The sequence below is a fragment of the Neobacillus piezotolerans genome (assembly GCF_003362805.1).
Taxonomy (GTDB): Bacteria; Bacillota; Bacilli; order Bacillales; family Cytobacillaceae; genus Bacillus_D; species Bacillus_D piezotolerans.
Map to the genome: position 1 here is coordinate 515,257 of NZ_QNQT01000002.1, position 18,718 is coordinate 533,974.

Annotated in this window: 16 protein-coding genes, 1 tRNA gene and 1 pseudogene; 17 read left to right on the forward strand and 1 reads right to left on the reverse strand. The window is 48.8% G+C overall.

Annotated features, from left to right (window positions below; all coding sequences use genetic code 11):
• Nucleotides 1–31: 31 nt before the first annotated feature.
• The 7 genes from DRW41_RS07500 to DRW41_RS07530 all read left to right on the forward strand — a co-directional run bounded on the left by DRW41_RS07500 (nucleotide 32) and on the right by DRW41_RS07530 (nucleotide 6,829).
• Entirely contained in the window at nucleotides 32–1,522 is a 1,491-nt protein-coding gene (locus DRW41_RS07500; RefSeq protein WP_115451352.1) for a tetratricopeptide repeat protein, read from the forward strand.
• Between the two features lie 197 nt (nucleotides 1,523–1,719).
• Nucleotides 1,720–2,673 carry a thioredoxin-disulfide reductase gene (gene trxB / locus DRW41_RS07505; protein ID WP_115451353.1) on the forward strand — a complete coding sequence of 318 codons (954 nt, stop codon included), beginning with the start codon at nucleotides 1,720–1,722 and terminating at the stop codon, nucleotides 2,671–2,673.
• 310 nt (nucleotides 2,674–2,983) lie between these two features.
• Nucleotides 2,984–3,442 carry an NUDIX hydrolase gene (locus DRW41_RS07510; RefSeq protein ID WP_115451635.1) on the forward strand — a complete coding sequence of 153 codons (459 nt, stop codon included), beginning with the start codon at nucleotides 2,984–2,986 and terminating at the stop codon, nucleotides 3,440–3,442.
• Nucleotides 3,443–3,458: 16 nt separating this feature from the next.
• Entirely contained in the window at nucleotides 3,459–4,352 is an 894-nt protein-coding gene (rapZ, locus tag DRW41_RS07515) for an RNase adapter RapZ (protein ID WP_115451354.1), read from the forward strand.
• Nucleotides 4,349–5,329, forward strand: a complete 981-nt coding sequence (gene mgfK / locus DRW41_RS07520; protein WP_115451355.1) for a gluconeogenesis morphogenetic factor MgfK — start codon at nucleotides 4,349–4,351, stop codon at nucleotides 5,327–5,329. Before rapZ ends, mgfK begins: the two co-directional genes overlap by 4 nt.
• Before the next feature lie 196 nt (nucleotides 5,330–5,525).
• Entirely contained in the window at nucleotides 5,526–6,473 is a 948-nt protein-coding gene (whiA, locus tag DRW41_RS07525; RefSeq protein ID WP_115451356.1) for a DNA-binding protein WhiA, read from the forward strand.
• Nucleotides 6,474–6,571: 98 nt separating this feature from the next.
• Complete coding sequence (locus DRW41_RS07530) at nucleotides 6,572–6,829, forward strand: HPr family phosphocarrier protein (RefSeq protein WP_115451357.1); 258 nt, start codon at nucleotides 6,572–6,574, stop codon at nucleotides 6,827–6,829.
• Between the two features lie 182 nt (nucleotides 6,830–7,011).
• Here the strand turns inward: DRW41_RS07530 and clpP are convergent, their stop codons facing one another.
• Nucleotides 7,012–7,620, reverse strand: a complete 609-nt coding sequence (gene clpP, locus DRW41_RS07535) for an ATP-dependent Clp endopeptidase proteolytic subunit ClpP (protein ID WP_115451358.1) — start codon at nucleotides 7,618–7,620, stop codon at nucleotides 7,012–7,014.
• 219 nt (nucleotides 7,621–7,839) lie between these two features.
• Between clpP and DRW41_RS07540 the strand changes: the two genes are divergently transcribed.
• The 10 genes and pseudogenes from DRW41_RS07540 to nagE all read left to right on the forward strand — a co-directional run bounded on the left by DRW41_RS07540 (nucleotide 7,840) and on the right by nagE (nucleotide 18,676).
• Nucleotides 7,840–7,911: transfer RNA gene (locus tag DRW41_RS07540), tRNA-Arg, on the forward strand.
• A 205-nt stretch (nucleotides 7,912–8,116) separates the two neighbouring features.
• The gene (gene rpoN, locus DRW41_RS07545; RefSeq protein ID WP_115451359.1) at nucleotides 8,117–9,427 is read left to right on the forward strand and encodes an RNA polymerase factor sigma-54; all 1,311 of its coding nucleotides are present in this window, start codon (nucleotides 8,117–8,119) and stop codon (nucleotides 9,425–9,427) included.
• A gap of 16 nt (nucleotides 9,428–9,443) precedes the next feature.
• Nucleotides 9,444–9,704 (forward strand): glutaredoxin family protein, encoded by a 261-nt coding sequence (locus DRW41_RS07550; RefSeq protein ID WP_115451360.1) that lies wholly within the window; start codon nucleotides 9,444–9,446, stop codon nucleotides 9,702–9,704.
• Between the two features lie 154 nt (nucleotides 9,705–9,858).
• Entirely contained in the window at nucleotides 9,859–10,890 is a 1,032-nt protein-coding gene (locus DRW41_RS07555; protein ID WP_115451361.1) for a sugar-binding transcriptional regulator, read from the forward strand.
• Nucleotides 10,891–10,969: 79 nt separating this feature from the next.
• Nucleotides 10,970–11,975 (forward strand): annotated as a pseudogene (gene gap, locus DRW41_RS07560) (type I glyceraldehyde-3-phosphate dehydrogenase).
• A gap of 153 nt (nucleotides 11,976–12,128) precedes the next feature.
• Entirely contained in the window at nucleotides 12,129–13,316 is a 1,188-nt protein-coding gene (locus DRW41_RS07565; protein WP_115451362.1) for a phosphoglycerate kinase, read from the forward strand.
• Between the two features lie 25 nt (nucleotides 13,317–13,341).
• Nucleotides 13,342–14,097 (forward strand): triose-phosphate isomerase, encoded by a 756-nt coding sequence (gene tpiA / locus DRW41_RS07570; RefSeq protein ID WP_115451363.1) that lies wholly within the window; start codon nucleotides 13,342–13,344, stop codon nucleotides 14,095–14,097.
• Complete coding sequence (gene gpmI, locus DRW41_RS07575; RefSeq protein ID WP_115451364.1) at nucleotides 14,097–15,632, forward strand: 2,3-bisphosphoglycerate-independent phosphoglycerate mutase; 1,536 nt, start codon at nucleotides 14,097–14,099, stop codon at nucleotides 15,630–15,632. Before tpiA ends, gpmI begins: the two co-directional genes overlap by 1 nt.
• A gap of 74 nt (nucleotides 15,633–15,706) precedes the next feature.
• Complete coding sequence (gene eno / locus DRW41_RS07580) at nucleotides 15,707–17,002, forward strand: phosphopyruvate hydratase (RefSeq protein WP_115451365.1); 1,296 nt, start codon at nucleotides 15,707–15,709, stop codon at nucleotides 17,000–17,002.
• 297 nt (nucleotides 17,003–17,299) lie between these two features.
• Nucleotides 17,300–18,676 (forward strand): N-acetylglucosamine-specific PTS transporter subunit IIBC, encoded by a 1,377-nt coding sequence (gene nagE / locus DRW41_RS07585; RefSeq protein WP_115451636.1) that lies wholly within the window; start codon nucleotides 17,300–17,302, stop codon nucleotides 18,674–18,676.
• The last annotated feature ends 42 nt before the right edge of the window (nucleotides 18,677–18,718 follow it).

The following is an 18,718-nucleotide window of genomic DNA, read 5'->3' on the forward strand; positions in this document are numbered from 1 at the left end:
TACATTAGTTATTACATTAGTGGAGGACTCCATGGGGAAAGATTCAAAAGCAATTAAAGGCAAGGGGAAGCTTCTCTCCTTTTTTCCGACAGGTGAGTATTATTTTACAAAAGGGCTGAAGGCCTATCACCGCCGGGATTTCGAAAAAGCGAAACGATATTTACAGCGGGCATTCCAGCTGGAGCCGGGTGAACCAATGATTGCCTGCCAGCTTGCTTTGGTGTGGACTGAAATTGGCGGGTATGAAAACTCGAACAGGCTGCTCCACCTTATTCTGGATGAACTTGATCCGGAAATGACCGAATGCCATTATTTTTTAGCGAATAATTACGCCCATTTGGGTTTCTTTAAAGATGCCACCCACCATTCAAGGCTCTACCTTGAGCTTGAAGAGGATGGGGAATTTGCCGATGACGCCGAGGATCTCCTAGAGCTGCTCATGATGGAGGGCGTCGATGATGATGACGAACTATTTGAGGAGGATGACCTGATGTCGCGGCAGGAGGAAGCGCGCAATCTGCTTGAGTCGGGTTATTTTCCAAAAGCGATAGAAATGCTCACGTCCATTGTCGAGGAATATCCGGAGTACTGGTCGGCATACAACAATCTGGCTTTGGCCCATTTTTACCTTGGTGAAACGGAACAGGCCCATGAGGTGCTCTATGATGTTCTTGAGCGCAATCCCGGGAACCTGCATGCGCTTTGCAATTTGCTTGTATTCGCCAATTACCGCAGGGATACAAAAGAGACTGAAAGATTGATAGGAATACTGAAAAAAATCAAGCCAATTATGACCGAGCACCAGTTCAAGCTAGGTGCGACCTTCGCTTTATCAGGTGAGTACAGTCTTGCGTATGAATGCCTGAGGAAGCTGCATAGGCGCGGATATGAGGGCGATGGCCCATTCTACTACTGGTACTCGTATGCGGCATACTATACGGGAAGGGAAAAGCTTGCCCAATCCCTTTGGAAAAAGGTCATTGCGATTTCACCTGACAAGGAAGGCGGCGAGCCATGGAATGACGCCTCCGCCCCGGGTGGGATTGAAACCCAATCCCGCGCGATTGTTGAAAAGCTGTGCAGCGATCATACCGAGGAAAGGCTGTTTGCGATTTTCCTTGCATCCGTTTCAAGAAACAGCCAGGAGCTTTTCCAATCCAGCGAGTTTTTTGGAAATGAAAAGCTTGGCGATCATGAACGGGCTTATCTTACCTATCTCAAGGAAGGCAAGCGTTCGCCGGCCGCTGATGCACATGACACAGCGGAACTGCTTTACCAGTGGTACCGGCCGATTGGCGCTCTTGAAGCGGGCCTGTTCCTCATGTGGTTCTCAGTGTTCGAGGAAGCCGAAAAGCAGGGGCACAGCCTCAAAAACACAGCCGGCTGGGCGGCCGCGACCGCGCATGTTTGGCATAAATTGCGAAACGATAAAGTGCCTATGGATCAGCTTGTCGACCAATACGGCGTTTCCTCCGGAACAATCAGGAAATATGCCAAACTGATTATGGGCTGCATGCGATAGGGCAAAACAATCATCTACGGCCAGCCTAGCCTTCACATGGTTTGGAAGACAGGGGAAGGGGAAATCCCGAAATTCCCCGCAATCCAAGCCGGATGAGCAGATGGTTGGACTGGGAGCCTGTTGTTTAATAGGATAGGTATGAAAAGGAAACACTATTCATGGATTGTAACTATCGTTCGGTATAAGGAGTGACAGGCATGTCGGAAGAAAAAATTTATGATGTCATCATCGCTGGCGCTGGGCCTGCCGGAATGACAGCCGCGGTATACACATCAAGGGCCAATTTGTCCACGCTGATGATAGAGCGCGGAATTCCCGGCGGGCAAATGGCAAATACGGAAGAAGTTGAAAACTATCCTGGTTTTGAACATATTTTAGGGCCGGAGCTGTCGACAAAGATGTTCGAACATGCGAAAAAATTCGGCGCTGAATATGCATATGGCGATATAAAGGAAGTCATCGACAACGGCGATTACAAGACTGTAGTTGCCGGAGCAAAGGAATACAAGGCTTATTCCGTCATCATCTCCGCTGGCGCCGAATACAAGAAAATCGGCGTGCCCGGAGAAAAAGAGCTTGGCGGGCGCGGTGTATCCTACTGCGCTGTTTGCGATGGCGCGTTTTTCAAGGAAAGGGAGCTTGTCGTAGTCGGCGGTGGGGACTCCGCGGTTGAAGAAGGCGTGTATTTGACAAGGTTCGCTTCAAAGGTGACGATCGTACACCGCCGTGATGAACTGCGCGCGCAGAAAATTCTTCAGGACCGTGCGTTTGCAAATGACAAAATCGATTTCATCTGGAACCATACAATTAAGGAAATCAATGCCAAGGATGGCAAGGTTGGCGGCGTTACGCTTGTATCGACGGTTGACGGCAAGGAAACGGAATTCCCGGCGGATGGCGTCTTCATCTACATCGGCATGGTGCCGCTCTCTAAACCGTTTGAAAACCTCGGCATCACGAACGCGAATGGCTACATCGACACGAATGAGCGCATGGAAACACGGGTTCCGGGCATCTTCGCCGCGGGTGACATCCGTGAAAAAACGCTCCGCCAAATTGTCACCGCGACAGGCGACGGCAGCATCGCGGCCCAATCTGCGCAGCATTTTGTTGAAGAGTTGAAGGAATCCTTGAAGGAAAAGCAAGCCTAACCTTTTTTGGCAAGGCGTGCCTGTCGAAGGATGGGAAAGCTTGTCTTCAAAAATTAATGTCATTTTAATTTAACTGTAACAAAAGTGAAATAATGGTAGGGTATCATAAAACTAGAAATTGACCCCCTTTTTATATACCCTTTAGCACGGGCTGCTGTCCGTGCCCTTTTTTTGTTGTTTTTTCCATACCCCCTGATATGAAAACTTATTTTCCCTTCATTGTGGGGGAATTTTAAAAATAGTATAATGTATAGAATCAGGCGTGAATATTCGTTTAAATTCCCGCTTTGCCATAATTGAGGTGGAAGCTGTGCAAAGGGTCGCCAATTGCGTATTGTTCAAAGAAAATGAAATACTTCTTCTGCAAAAACCGCGCCGGGGCTGGTGGTCCGCTCCAGGCGGAAAAATGGAGCCCGGTGAATCCGTCCGTGATGCGTGCATTCGTGAATACAGGGAGGAAACAGGCATATACCTGAAACATCCGAAGCTGAAAGGCGTTTTTACGATTATCATCCAGGAAAACGGTAAAACCGTGAATGAGTGGATGATGTTCACCTTTTTTGCGACCGAATTTGCGGGGAAGCTGAATGATTTTTCAGAAGAAGGGATTCTCCAGTGGCATTGCGCCGACAAAATTTCTAGCCTTCCGATGGCCCCAGGGGATTACCATATCTTTGAATACATGATTCATGGCAACGATATCATTTATGGAACGTTCACATATACGCCGGAGTTCGATTTGATCGGCTACCGGCTTGATCCAGGCTGAAAAGGGGGAAACACAAATGAGCACCGGTTCGGTACATGATACACAAATGGTCATCATTACAGGCATGTCGGGCGCCGGCAAAACAGTCGCCATCCAAAGTTTCGAGGACCTTGGCTTTTTTTGCGTCGATAATCTTCCGCCAACCCTCTTGCCCAAATTCCTGGAATTGATGAAGGAATCAGGGAGCAAGATGAACAAGGTCGCCCTTGTCATGGATTTGCGGGGCAGGGAGTTTTTTGACCATTTATTTAAAGCGCTTGACGAGCTTGCCGAGACAGACTGGGTGACTCCGAAAATCCTCTTCCTTAACGCCGATGACGCGGCGCTTGTCAGAAGATACAAAGAAACACGCCGGTCGCACCCATTGGCAAGTTCCGGGCTTCCGCTCGAAGGCATCAGCCTTGAGCGCGAGCTGCTCGAGGATTTGAAGGGCAGGGCCCAGGTTATCTACAACACAAGCGGTATGAAGCCAAGAGAGCTACGCGAAAAGATTCTAAACGAATTTTCAGAAGACAGAGAAACGATTTTCACCGTCAACGTTGTGTCCTTCGGCTTCAAACATGGACTTCCGATTGACGCGGATCTTGTCTTTGATGTAAGGTTCCTTCCAAATCCCCATTATATCGAGCATATGCGCCCGAAAACCGGACTTGAATCCGAGGTATCCGAGTACGTGTTGAAATGGAGCGAAACACAGAAGTTCCTTACGAAAGTTACTGATCTGCTAAGTTTTATGCTTCCCCATTACAAAAGGGAAGGGAAGTCGCAGCTTGTCATCGCCATTGGCTGTACGGGAGGCCAGCACCGTTCGGTCACCCTCGCGGAATACATCGGTCATTATTTTGAAAATGAATATAGAACTGTCATTTCCCATAGGGATATAGCTAAGCGAAAGGATATCACGACATGACAGGCGCGCAACCAAGAGTCGTAATCATAGGGGGCGGAACCGGCCTTCCGGTTCTGCTCAGGGGATTGAAGCGATATCCCGTCGATATAACAGCCATTGTGACCGTCGCGGATGATGGCGGCAGTTCCGGCCGGCTGCGTGAAGATTTGAACATACCACCACCCGGAGATGTGCGGAATGTGCTTGCTGCGCTGTCAGACGTCGAACCCTTGGTGGAGGAAATGTTCCAGCATCGATTCGCCACTTCAAACGAGCTATCCGGCCACTCGCTCGGGAACTTGATTCTCGCCGCGATGGCTTCAATTACAGGGAATTTCACCCATGCAATCCAGGAAATGAGCAAGGTTCTGAATGTCAGGGGAAAAGTCTTGCCTGCCGCAACGCGCAGCGTCATCCTTCATGCCGAAATGGAGGATGGAACCGTTGTGTCCGGAGAATCGAAAATTCCTTATTCGGGCAAAAAAATAAAAAGGGTTTATCTGACCCCTGCAGACGTCAAGCCGCTTCCTGAAACGCTTCAGGCCATCCGGCAGGCCGACATGATCATCATCGGGCCGGGAAGCCTTTATACGAGCATCCTTCCGAACCTCCTAGTAAAAAAACTTGGGGCAGAAGTTTGCCGTTCGAAAGCAAGGAAAGTATATATTTGCAACCTGATGACGCAGGCGGGGGAAACGTTCGGATACACGGCAAGCGACCATGTAAAGGCGATCTACAAGCATATGGATTGCCCGTTCATTGATACAATCCTCGTCAACAATGAGGAAATTGACGAACATATCCAGCTCCGTTATAAAGAAGAATTGGCCCATCCTGTCAAATATGACACGGAACGGCTTGAAGAGTTGGGTATCGAGGTCGTCCATGAGGAGATTGCCGTCCAGGATGGCACCGCCCTCCGCCACGATACGAAGAAGGTATCGGCGATTCTTTATTCGATGCTCGTTGAGGAAACAAAAAAGCGCGGGAAGAGCTGAGTATTCTCGGGTTGAACAAACCGCGCGATTCCCATTGGCTGTGAGTGCCTTTGATAGCCTGAATTCATTTGGCTGCACGGGGCAGAAATTAGCCGATTTTTTAAACTCCGCCGGTTTTAAAAACCCTTAAAGTGAAACCAATCCGGCGGATGGACGTATATATGAAGAATGTAGTGCCCGCTCTGGAGGTGAGGAATTGTCTTTTGCATCAGAAACAAAAAAGGAATTGACGGCTATAGAGGGAAAGCCATGCTGCTGCAGGGCCGAGCTTTCCGCCCTGATCCGGATGAACGGCTCGCTTTCCTTTTCAAACAGGAAACTGTCGGTGGATATCCAAACAGAAAATGCCGCGATTGCCAGGCGGATTTATACACTGATCAAAAAGAGTTATCCCATCCAGGTCGAGCTGCTTGTCAGGAAGAAAATGCGCCTTAAGAAAAATAATGTTTATATTGTGCGCCTTGCCCAGGATACGAAGGAAATCCTTGAGGATTTGAAGATTCTTGGCGAAGGCTTTACAATTATCCACAATATATCTCCGGAATTAATCACAAAGAAATGCTGCAGGCGTGCTTACCTGCGTGGGGCATTTTTGGCGGGAGGCTCTGTCAACAATCCGGAAACTTCGTCTTACCATCTTGAAATTGCATCTCTGTATAAAGAGCACAGCGATTCCCTTTGCGAATTGATGAATACATTCGGACTGAACAGCAAAACGCTTGAACGGAAGAAAGGTTTTATTACCTATTTGAAGGAAGCGGAGAAAATCACTGAATTCCTTAATGTTATTGGGGCCCACAATGCCCTGCTCCGTTTTGAAGATGTCAGGATTGTCAGGGATATGAGGAATTCGGTGAACCGGCTAGTGAACTGCGAGACCGCCAATTTGAACAAAACAATCGGCGCATCCCTCAGGCAGGTGGAGAATATCCGGTACATTGACAGGACGGTCGGACTGCAGATTTTGCCTGGAAGGCTTCGGGAAATAGCGGAATTAAGAGTGGCCTACCAGGATGTGACGCTAAAGGAGCTTGGTGAAATGGTTTCCGGTGGGGCCATCAGCAAATCGGGAATCAATCATCGCCTCCGCAAAATTGATGAAATCGCCGAGAAACTTAGGGCCGCTGAACAGGCACCGAAATAGCAGCGCCTCGTGCGAAAAGTAGTTTCACATTTAAGCTACAATGGGTGGAATACCAACAGGCAGCTGCCGTAAAAGAGAAATAGAGGAGGAAGAATGTTATGGTAGAAAAAGAAGTAGAAGTAAAATTGAAAACGGGCCTCCAGGCGCGGCCGGCTGCCCAGTTCGTACAGGAGGCAAACCGCTTTTCAGCTGATGTCTTTTTGCTGAAAGACGGCAAGAAAGTGAACGCGAAAAGCATCATGGGGCTTATGAGCCTGGCGGTGGGCTCCGGCTCGGTTATCACCATAGCCGCCGACGGCCCCGATGAAAACGCAGCCGTCCAAGCCCTGGCTGAGTACGTTGCAAAAGAAGATTGAATTTTTTGAAAGCGGATTCGTTCAGAGGTGAACGGGTCCTTTTTTTTCGGAGTTTTAGGGTTTATGGACATAGTGTGCAATAGAGAGGATTTAAAACGTCTAATTCTTTAAGCGGGGAAAAGAGAACCGCACCAAACCAAAACAGCCCGCTTCCAAATGGAAACGGGCTGACTTGACAATGATTATTGCTTATCTTTTTTCTCTTCAACGATATTACGAGTGATGATATGGTCGACGAGGCCGTATTCTTTCGCGCGCTCAGCAGTCATGAAGTTGTCGCGGTCTGTATCCCTTGCGATTACTTCAAGCGGCTGGCCAGTACGCTCGGAAAGAATGCCATTCAGCTTCTCGCGAAGGAACAGGATGCGCTTGGCGGCAATTTCAATTTCGGTTGCCTGTCCTTGCGCGCCTCCAAGCGGCTGGTGAATCATTACTTCCGCGTTTGGAAGGGCGTAACGTTTGCCTTTCGTTCCCGCTGCAAGAAGGAATGCTCCCATTGAAGCCGCCATGCCGATGCAGATGGTCTGGACATCCGGCTTGATGAACTGCATCGTATCATAAATGGCCATCCCCGCAGTAATGCTTCCGCCTGGGGAGTTGATGTAGATGGAGATGTCCTTTTCAGGGTTTTCCGCTTCCAGGAACAAAAGCTGGGCAACAATCGAGTTGGCAACATGATCGTCAATCCCGCTTCCTAGCATAATAATCCGGTCTTTTAAAAGGCGGGAATATATATCGTATGCTCGCTCGCCCCGATTTGTTTGTTCAATGACTGTAGGGATCAAATTCATTAGAGTGCCTCCTTATGAAACATTTTAAAGATTCCTTATGTAAGTATCATACAATGATGGTCAATAAAGGTCAAACGAATCGCTCATATAGACAAGACTTTATTCGAAATTTTTTTCCATGTCATCCATCTTACCCAACGTTCTCCATTTTAAACATAATCTGTGCTTGCAAAGAGGATTGGTTTCCACTATAATATGAAAATGTGATGCAAAAAACATGCCCTCGTGGTGCAACGGATAGCACGCAAGATTCCGGTTCTTGAAATTCGGGTTCGAGTCCTGACGAGGGCGCTACTTTTCAAAAATCAACGGTACCTAAAACGGACCGTTGATTTTTTTTTGTAAAATTGTCCTTGGCATCCTGACCTGGTGGTCGCCCAAAACCTAGACTAGAAAATCAAAAAACAACTCCTTTCCCAAAAAAAGCTGCCAAGTTTTTCTCCCTATCACCCAAACAACCGATTTTCATGTAAAATAGAAGTCGGAGGGAAAGCGGATGAACATGAGGATTGGACTTTTACAACAGCAGCAGACAAGATTGTCAATGACGCAGGAATTGTCCCAGGCGATTGCCCTGCTCCAATATAACGCCCAGGAGCTCTCAAGCTTTCTCGAAGCCAGGGCGCTTGATAATCCCCTGCTTGAAATCGTGCCTTCCGGGCAACCGAAAGACCGTTCAAGAAAAAAATCAGTGCCAAGGGACAAAGAAAACGATATTAACGGAATTGCATCGGAAACGGGAACGACGCTTGAGGAACATCTCCTTTCACAGCTTAATCCAGCGCGTTTCCATAAAGACGAACACAGACTTATTCGCCAGGTGATATTAAATATAGATGAAAATGGGTATTTTCGCGGAGATATAAATGAAATCGCTCTCAATTTGAAAGTAACCCCAGCCCATGCGGAAGAATGCCTGCATGAAATCCAGCAGCTCGACCCGCCTGGCATCGGCGCCAGGAACCTGCAGGAATGCCTGCTGCTCCAGCTCGACAGGATTGGGGAAAAAGTTCCTTTGGCCCGTGTAATCGTAGAGGGCTACTTTCCTGAATTTGCCGAGAAAAAGTGGAAGAAGCTTGCGAAGGACTTGAGGATAAGCCTTCAGGAAGTACAGGAGATTTATGACCTTTTGCAAAAATTAAACCCGAGGCCAGGGGCTGCTTTCCACCAGGAAAGGGCTGCTTACCTTGTTCCCGACGTAGTGGCGGATTGCATCAACGGGCAATGGAGCGTCCATCTCGTCGAGGGGAACCTTCCATCGATCGGTTTTAATGATGAAATGTACAATTCACTTACGAACAGCGGGGACATACAGGCGATTAAATTCCTTCAGGATAAATACCAGGATTATCAATGGCTCACAAAAAGCATAAGGCAGAGGAACGAAACACTTTTAAAAGTAGCTGGGAAAATAATTGAAAAACAGCCGTTCTTTTTTTCGGCAGCGAAAAGGGAGCTTATACCCCTTACGATGAAGGAGATTGCTGAATCCCTCGATATACATGAATCGACTGTCAGCAGGGCTGTTCGTGAAAAATACCTCGGCACGCCATTTGGCACCTTTGAATTGAAGTCGTTCTTCTCGTCCGGCATTGGTACAGTTTCGGAAAGCAGCGCATCCTCCGCACAGGTGAAAAAATTAATCGCTGCCATTATCGGGCATGAGGATAAGCGGCAGCCTGTTTCTGACCAGGATATCGCCGAGATGCTAAAGGAAAATGAAGGCCTTGTCATATCGAGGAGGACCGTGGCGAAGTACCGTGAACAGCTGGGCATTGGTTCATCTTCAAAAAGGAAACGCTTTTAAAAAAGGATGATTGAATTTGAAATCGAAAGTTACCTTCTATACGAGGAGCCGCTGCCCGCTTTGCGACAAGGCTAAGGCGGATCTGCTTGAAATCCGCGAGGCTATTTCGTTTGAACTAGAGGAAATTGATATTGCGTCCAGCGACAAATTAACTGAGGAATACGGGCTTATGATCCCGGTCATCCTTGTGGATGGAATCGAAGCGGGCTACGGAATCATCGATAAGCAGTATTTATATTCATTTATAAAAGAAAAACAATCCAATCATATTAGTTGAATGTGAAAATCACTCCTGTTACAATAAATGCGAACAGGGTGATTTTTTTTGCGATAGGTGGGACAAAATTTGTCATAGTGGGACAAAAAACGTCCCAGTAACTTGCCGAAGAATCGGCCAAGTCTCGACAATTTGCAAGAAGGAGCTGCGTTCCATGCACTCGATTTTAACTATCCAAAAAAGATTATTGCCGGACCTTTTGGCTGTTATGCAGGAAAGGTATACCATTCTCCGGACAATCAATTTTCTGCAGCCGGTCGGCAGAAGGACACTGGCGGCAAACTTGGGCTACACGGAAAGGATCATCCGCACCGAGACCGATTTCCTTAAGGAACAAAATCTTATTCTATCCCACCCTATGGGCCTGACCCTTTCCGAAGAAGGTAAAAACCTTCTCGAAGGCCTTGATGGCATAATGCGGGAGCTAACGGGTATAGATGTAATGGAAATGGACCTGAAGCGTCTCCTGGGAATCCGGAACGTCATCATCGTCCAGGGGGACAGCGATCAGTCGCCCCTTGCCAAAAAGGAATTAGGGCGGGCGACCGCGGGCAGCATGAAAAAGCTGATTGATGGAAAAAATATCATCGCTGTCACCGGTGGTTCAACAATGGCGGCTGTTGCCGAAGAACTCGGCCCAGGCCTCGCGAAGGAAGATTTAATGTTCGTCCCGGCCCGCGGCGGAATTGGTGAAGACGTCCAGAACCAGGCGAATACGATTTGCTCCATCATGGCGGCAAACACGAAATCGCGCCATCGCGTCTTTTATGTTCCCGAGCAGGTGAGCATGGATATTTACGAAACCTTCATAAAGGAACCTGGAGTCCATGAGGTGCTTTCACTGATCAAGTCGGCTGGAATGGTGCTTCACGGAATAGGGGATGCTATTACAATGGCTAACCGGCGGAACACGCCAGAATCCGACATGAAAAAAATCATCCTAAATGAGGCTGTTGCGGAAGCGTTCGGCTATTATTTCAATGAACAGGGCGACATTGTCCATAAAGTAATGACCATCGGCTTGCAGCTCGGCGATCTGGCGGGCATTCCGAATGTCATTGCCGTGGCGGGTGGAAGCTCGAAAGCCAAAGCCATCCAGTCCTATTTAAAAAAGGCTCCTCCCCAAACAATTCTCATAACGGATGAAGGGGCAGCCAAATTAATGTTAAAAGGCAACTCGAACTAAACAACGCACATGTTATTAAAAGGGTATTTACCCTTTGATATAAAAATTAAGCTTCACCGAATCAAAGGAGGAACTAATCATGGCACTAAAAGTTGGTATTAACGGTTTTGGACGTATTGGACGCAATGTATTCCGCGCCGCCCTTAACAATCCGAACATTGAAATCGTTGCGGTTAACGACCTTACGGATGCAAACATGCTAGCGCACCTTTTGAAATATGATACTGTCCACGGAACTCTTTCCGAAGATGTGACTGTTGACGGTTCCAATCTTGTGGTTGGCGGAAAAACTGTTAAAGTACTCGCTGAGCGCGATCCTGCCCAGCTTGGATGGGGAGACCTTGGCGTTGAAGTGGTTGTTGAATCAACAGGCCGCTTTACAAAACGTGCCGACGCCGCGAAACACCTTGAAGCAGGTGCCAAGAAAGTTATCATTTCTGCCCCGGCTTCCGATGAAGATATCACAATCGTAATGGGTGTTAACCAGGACAAGTACGATGCAGCGAACCACCATGTTATCTCTAATGCATCTTGTACAACAAACTGCCTTGCTCCTTTTGCAAAAGTACTTAACGACAGCTTCGGCATCAAGCGCGGAATGATGACGACTGTCCACTCCTATACAAATGATCAGCAAATCCTTGATTTGCCGCATAAAGACTATCGCCGCGCGCGCAGCTGCTGAAAACATCATTCCTACAACAACTGGCGCAGCGAAAGCCGTTGCCCTTGTCCTCCCTGAACTGAAAGGCAAGCTAAACGGAATGGCGATGCGTGTTCCAACTCCTAACGTATCGGTTGTTGACCTTGTAGCTGAGCTAGAGAAAAACGTGACAGCTGACGAAGTGAACCAGGCGTTGAAAGAAGCGGCTGAAGGCCCACTGAAGGGAATACTCAAGTTCACTGAACTTCCGCTTGTCTCTTCAGACTACAACGGCAGCACGGAATCATCGATTGTTGATGGCCTGTCCACAATGGTCCTTGAAGGCAATATGGTGAAAGTCCTTTCCTGGTATGACAACGAGTTCGCTTACTCGAACCGAGTGGTTGACCTATGCGAATACATCGCTGAAAAAGGCGTATAATCCATATCACTTGTAAAATTGGCTAACTTTTTAAAAAACATCTATAATGAAATTGGCTTTTAGTGGGGAGCGGGGAGGATTCCCCCTCCTTTTTTTAAGGGAAAAATAATACAGGCTACAGTTGGAAAAATTCGATGTTCCAGGAGGGATTCCATGAACAAGAAGACGTTGAAGGATGTAGATGTAAAAGGAAAACGCGTTTTCTGCCGTGTTGATTTCAACGTCCCGATGCAGGACGGTAAAATCACAGACGAAACGAGGATACGCGCGGCGATGCCAACGATCCAGTATTTAATCGATCAAGGCGCCAAGGTCATCCTTGCAAGCCATTTTGGACGTCCGAAAGGCAAGGTTGTCGAGGAAATGCGCCTCGCTCCCGTTGGGGATCGCCTCGCCGATTTGCTGGGCAAACCTGTCCTTAAAGCCGAAGAGGCGTACGGAGATGCCGTAAAGGAACAAATTGGCGGCATGGAAAATGGCGATGTGCTTCTTTTGGAAAACGTCCGTTTCTATCCCTGTGAGGAAAAGAACGATCCTGAACTCGCCAAGGAATTTGCGGCGCTTGCCGATGTTTATGTGAACGACGCGTTTGGCGCGGCCCACAGGGCTCACGCATCGACAGAAGGGATTGCACATCACCTTCCAGCCGTGGCGGGATTTTTGATGGAAAAGGAACTTGAAGTGCTTGGCAAAGCCCTTTCCAACCCGGAACGGCCATTTACTGCCATCATCGGCGGCGCGAAGGTTAAGGATAAAATCGGCGTAATCGAAAACCTGCTTGAAAAAGTCGACCACTTGATCATTGGCGGGGGACTTGCTTATACTTTTGTAAAAGCAAAGGGCCATGAAATCGGCAAATCCCTGCTTGAAGAGGATAAAATCGATTTGGCTAATTCGTTCATGGAAAAGGCGAAGGAAAAGGGCGTATCCTTCCATATGCCAGTCGATGCTGTCATCGCGGATGACTTTTCTCCGGAAGCCAATTCCAAAGTCGTGGGCATCGACGAAATCCCTGCTGACTGGGAAGCGCTCGATATCGGCCCAAAAACCGCGGACCTTTACAGGGATGTCATCCAAGGTTCAAGGCTTGTCATCTGGAATGGCCCGATGGGTGTCTTCGAATTTGATAAATTTGCAAACGGGACAAAAGCAGTTGCCGCGGCACTTGCTGAATCCGAATCTACATATTCGGTCATCGGCGGCGGTGATTCTGCCGCGGCAGTTGAAAAGTTCGCCCTGGCGGATAAAATGAGCCATATTTCAACAGGGGGCGGCGCTTCCCTTGAATTTATGGAAGGCAAAGACCTTCCAGGCGTATCCGCGCTGAACGATAAGGAATAGACCTAGAAAGAAAGGACGTGCCGGAATGCGGAAACCGATCATTGCGGGAAACTGGAAAATGCACAAGACGTTATCGGAAGCAAAAAGCTTTGTGGAAGAAGTGAAAGGCCTCGTGCCGAACAGCGGGGAAATCGAATCGGCCATTTGTGCCCCGGCACTATTCTTGCCAGCCTTGGTTGCCGAAACGGACGGCTCCCCTATTAAAATCGGGGCGCAAAACATGCACTTCGAAGAAAAGGGCGCGTTTACCGGCGAAATCAGCCCGGCTGCGTTGGCCGACCTTGGCGTAGCCTATGTCATCCTCGGCCACTCCGAGCGCCGCGAAATGTTCAATGAAACGGATGAGATGGTCAACAAGAAGACGTTGGCCGCATTCAAACATGGGCTTGTGCCGATTGTGTGCTGTGGCGAAACACTTGAGCAGCGTGAAAAAGGTGAAACAAACGGCCTGGTTGGCGGCCAAATCGAGAAGGCCCTTGAAGGCCTTACGGAAGAGCAGGTAAAGAAAACTGTTATAGCTTACGAACCGATTTGGGCAATCGGCACTGGAAAATCATCGACAGCTGAAGATGCGAACGAAGTGTGCGCCCATATCCGGAATGTTGTTGCGGAAAAGTTTTCACAGGAAGCAGCTAACGCGGTCCGGATTCAATACGGCGGCAGCGTCAAGCCGGAAAACATTGGGGAGTACATGGCCCAGCCAGACATCGACGGCGCGCTCGTTGGCGGCGCGAGCCTTGAACCGCAATCGTTCCTTCAGCTCTTGGAGGCTGGTAAATAATGAAGAAATCTCCCGTGGCATTAATCATCCTAGACGGCTTCGGCCTGCGGGGTGAACGTTCAGGAAACGCGGTGGCACAGGCTAAAAAACCAAACTTTGAACGGTACTGGAACGAATACCCGCATGCACAGCTTCGGGCATCCGGCGAGGCGGTTGGCTTACCTGAAGGGCAGATGGGCAACTCCGAAGTCGGCCATTTGAATATCGGCGCCGGACGGATTGTGTACCAAAGCCTGACCAGGGTGAATATCGCCATCCGCGAAGGGGAATTCCAAAAGAATGAAACCTTCCTGGGCGCCATAGAGCATGCGAAAAAGAATGGGACCGCCCTTCATCTATTCGGGCTTTTGTCAGATGGCGGGGTTCATAGCCATATCAATCATATGTTTTCGTTATTAAAGCTTGCTGCCGAAGAAGGATTGAAGAAAGTCTATATCCATGCCTTCCTGGATGGACGGGATGTCGGCCCACAGACGGCCGGGACCTATATCCAGGAAACACTCGAGAAAATCAAGGAGTATGGCGTTGGCCAGTTTGCGACCATTTCGGGACGTTATTACTCCATGGACCGCGACAAACGCTGGGACAGGGTTGAAAAGTCTTACAGGTCTATGGTCTATGGCGAAGGTCCGTCGTATTCCGAGCCGATGCAGGTAATAGAGGATTCGTACCAGCACGGGATTTTCGATGAATTCGTCCTACCTTCCGTCCTGACCGACGAAGATGGCCAGCCGGTAGGAAAAATCCAGGACAATGACGCGATTATTTTCTATAACTTCCGTCCTGACCGGGCCATCCAGATTTCGAACACATTTACGAATGAAGATTTTAGGGCGTTTGACCGGGGTCCAGGGCATCCACATCATTTGTATTTTGTCTGCCTGACCCATTTCAGCGAAAGCGTTGACGGATATGTCGCATTCAAGCCAACCAATCTTGACAATACACTTGGCGAGGTACTTTCGCAAAATGGCCTGAAACAGCTGCGGATTGCGGAAACCGAAAAATACCCGCACGTCACTTTCTTTATGAGCGGCGGCAGGGAAGACAAGTTTCCGGGCGAGGAAAGGATCCTGATCAACTCCCCGAAGGTGGCAACCTATGACCTTCAACCGGAAATGAGTGCATATGAAGTGACGGACGCTCTTTTACAAGAAATCGGGGATGAAAATTTCGATTGCATCATTCTCAATTTCGCGAATCCGGATATGGTCGGCCACTCAGGAATGCTTGAACCGACAATCAAGGCAGTAGAAACGGTTGATGAATGCCTTGGCAAAATTGTCGACCTTCTTTTAGAAAAAGGCGGCACCGCCATTATTACGGCTGACCACGGAAATGCGGACGAGGTTGTGACAATAGAGGGCAACCCGATGACCGCGCACACAACAAACCCGGTTCCCGTCATCATTACAAAACCGGATGCTGAACTAAGGGAAGACGGAATCCTTGGTGACTTGGCCCCAACTGTCCTGGACCTGCTCAATGTCGAACAGCCGAAGGAAATGACAGGCAAGTCGCTTTTGAAAAACTGACGTAGGTGTTACTGAGAATCACTAGCCGCATTACTGCCGGCCAATTACAAATACATTTACAAGGAGAGAAAAGCATGCCATTTATTACTGATGTTTACGCACGCGAAGTACTTGACTCCCGCGGCAACCCAACAATCGAGGTAGAAGTTTTCACTGAATCCGGCGCCTTCGGACGCGCCCTTGTACCAAGTGGGGCTTCCACAGGTGAATACGAAGCAGTCGAGCTTCGTGACGGCGACAAGGGACGCTACCTAGGCAAAGGCGTCCTGAAGGCTGTAGAAAACGTGAACGACATCATCGCGCCTGAATTGATTGGTGAATTTAGCGTCCTTGACCAGGTCGGCGTCGACCAGGCCCTGATTGAGCTTGACGGCACAGAAAACAAAGGGAAACTAGGCGCCAATGCCATCCTTGGCGTATCGATGGCGGTAGCCCACGCAGCAGCTGACTACCTTGATATTCCTTTGTACCAGTACCTTGGCGGCTTCAACTCCAAGCAGCTCCCAGTTCCAATGATGAATATCGTTAACGGCGGCGAGCACGCTGATAACAACGTCGATATCCAGGAATTCATGATCATGCCTGTCGGCGCTCCGAACTTCCGTGAAGCGCTTCGCATGGGCGCGGAAATTTTCCACAGCCTGAAATCTGTTTTAAAAGAAAAAGGCCTGAACACAGCGGTAGGGGATGAAGGCGGTTTTGCTCCTAACCTAGGTTCCAACGAAGAAGCGCTCCAGACAATCGTTTCCGCGATTGAAAAAGCCGGCTACAAGCCAGGCGAAGAAGTAATGCTCGCTATGGATGCGGCATCTTCAGAGTTCTACAACAAGGAAGACGGAAAATATCATTTAGCCGGTGAAGGCGTTGTGAAAACATCCGCTGAAATGGTCGACTGGTATGCAGAAATGGCTTCCAAATACCCAATCATTTCAATTGAAGATGGCCTGGATGAAAACGACTGGGAAGGCCACAAGCTATTGACCGAACGCCTTGGCGGAAAAGTACAGCTTGTCGGTGATGACTTGTTCGTAACAAACACAAAGAAATTGGCGCAGGGAATCGAGCAGGGTGTCGGCAACTCCATCCTGATCAAAGTGAACCAAATCGGTACATTGACAGAAACGTTCGATGCGATTGAAATGGCGAAACGCGCGGGCTACACTGCCGTCATCTCCCACCGTTCCGGTGAAACGGAAGATGCGACAATCGCCGACATCGCCGTCGCAACAAACGCAGGCCAAATCAAAACCGGTGCGCCATCCCGTACAGACCGCGTTGCAAAATACAACCAGCTGCTCCGTATCGAAGACCAGCTTGGCGAAACAGCCCAATACCTTGGCCTAAAAAGCTTCTACAACCTTAAGAAGTAATAAATGAACCTAGGTACGTATTCTAGGTTTCATTAGAACTGAAAATACCAATGAAGAAGTAGACTCCTCCAATGTGCAGCATCACATATGGAGGAGTTTTTTTATATAATGACGATCCTTCCAAAGAGTCCATTTGGTCACCGAGTTGGCGTTAGATCCTGCGGTCGCTGTATTTGTCACAATTTTTCGACACATATTATTTTACGTATACAAATATAGTGTTTAATATAAAGGTAGGCAGGCTATCTGCCTGTTTGAAAACGCTTCACAAAATTGAAAAGGAAGAGGTGTGGAATGATGTTAGGTTTTTTGGTACGGATAGGAAGGGCGCTCATGCTCCCGATTGCCGTATTGCCAGCAGCCGCCCTATTGCTACGATTGGGCCAGCCGGACTTATTGGATATTGAATTTATTTCTTCTGCTGGTAACGCAATTTTCTCTAACCTAGCACTTCTGTTTGCAATCGGTGTCGCTGTCGGAATCGCAAAGGATGGCAACGGAGCCGCAGGGCTTGCCGGAGCCATTGGCTACTTCATTTTGACAAACGCAACCAAAGCGATCAACGACGAAATCAACATGGCGGTCCTCGGGGGAATCCTCGCCGGGGTCATTGCCGGGCTATTGTACAATAAATACCATGATATCAAACTGCCGGATTGGCTAGGTTTCTTTGGCGGACGGCGCTTCGTTCCGATTATTACAGCACTAACGATGCTCATCCTTGCCGCGGTCTTTGGATATGTATGGCCGCCAATCCAGCATGTAATCAACTCTGTCGGTAACTGGATCGTTGGAGCGGGGGCTCTGGGGGTCGGGGTATTCGGCTTCCTGAACCGTTTGCTCATCCCACTTGGCCTGCACCATGTCCTGAACACGCTCGTATGGTTTGAATTCGGTGAATTTACGAATGCAGCCGGCGAAGTCGTCAAGGGTGACCTGACACGTTTCTTCGCGAAAGATCCAAATGCAGGAATCTTTATGACAGGCTTCTTCCCGGTCATGATGTTTGGCCTTCCAGCGGCAGCCGCGGCAATGGTGGCGGCAGCCAAAAAAGAAAGGCGCAAAGCAGTAGCCGGGGTAATGATAGGGCTTGCGTTCACATCGTTCCTGACAGGGATTACCGAACCAATCGAATTCTTATTCATGTTCCTGTCCCCGGTTCTTTACTTTGTCCATGCACTCTTGACAGGGATTGCGCTCGCAGTCACCTATCTGATGGGAATACGGCATGGATTTGGATTCTCCGCGGGTGCGATTGACTACTTCCTGAATTACGGGATCGCTACAAAGCCGCTCCTTCTCGCGCTGGTCGGCTTAGTATACGCGGCGATTTACTTCGTCGTATTCTATTTCCTTATCAAGAAACTCGACCTGAAAACTCCGGGCCGTGAAGATGATGTCGAAGGCGAGTTTGACGAGGACTCCGCGATTAAGGGAGACTACCATACTGCCGCCGTCCAATATGTCGATGCCCTTGGCGGGAAGGATAACCTCGTAAGCATCGACAACTGCGTCACCCGCCTTCGCCTCCGGGTGAAGGACACTGACAACGTCGATGAAAACCGCCTTAAGCAGCTTGGATCCAAAGGGGTCATCAAGCTCAGCAAACAGGATATCCAGGTTGTCGTCGGAACCGACGTTGAGTTCCTGTCCAACGAAATGAAGAAGCTATAGAAATTTGCGAATACGCTTGGCGGCCCCGTGCCGCCAGGTATT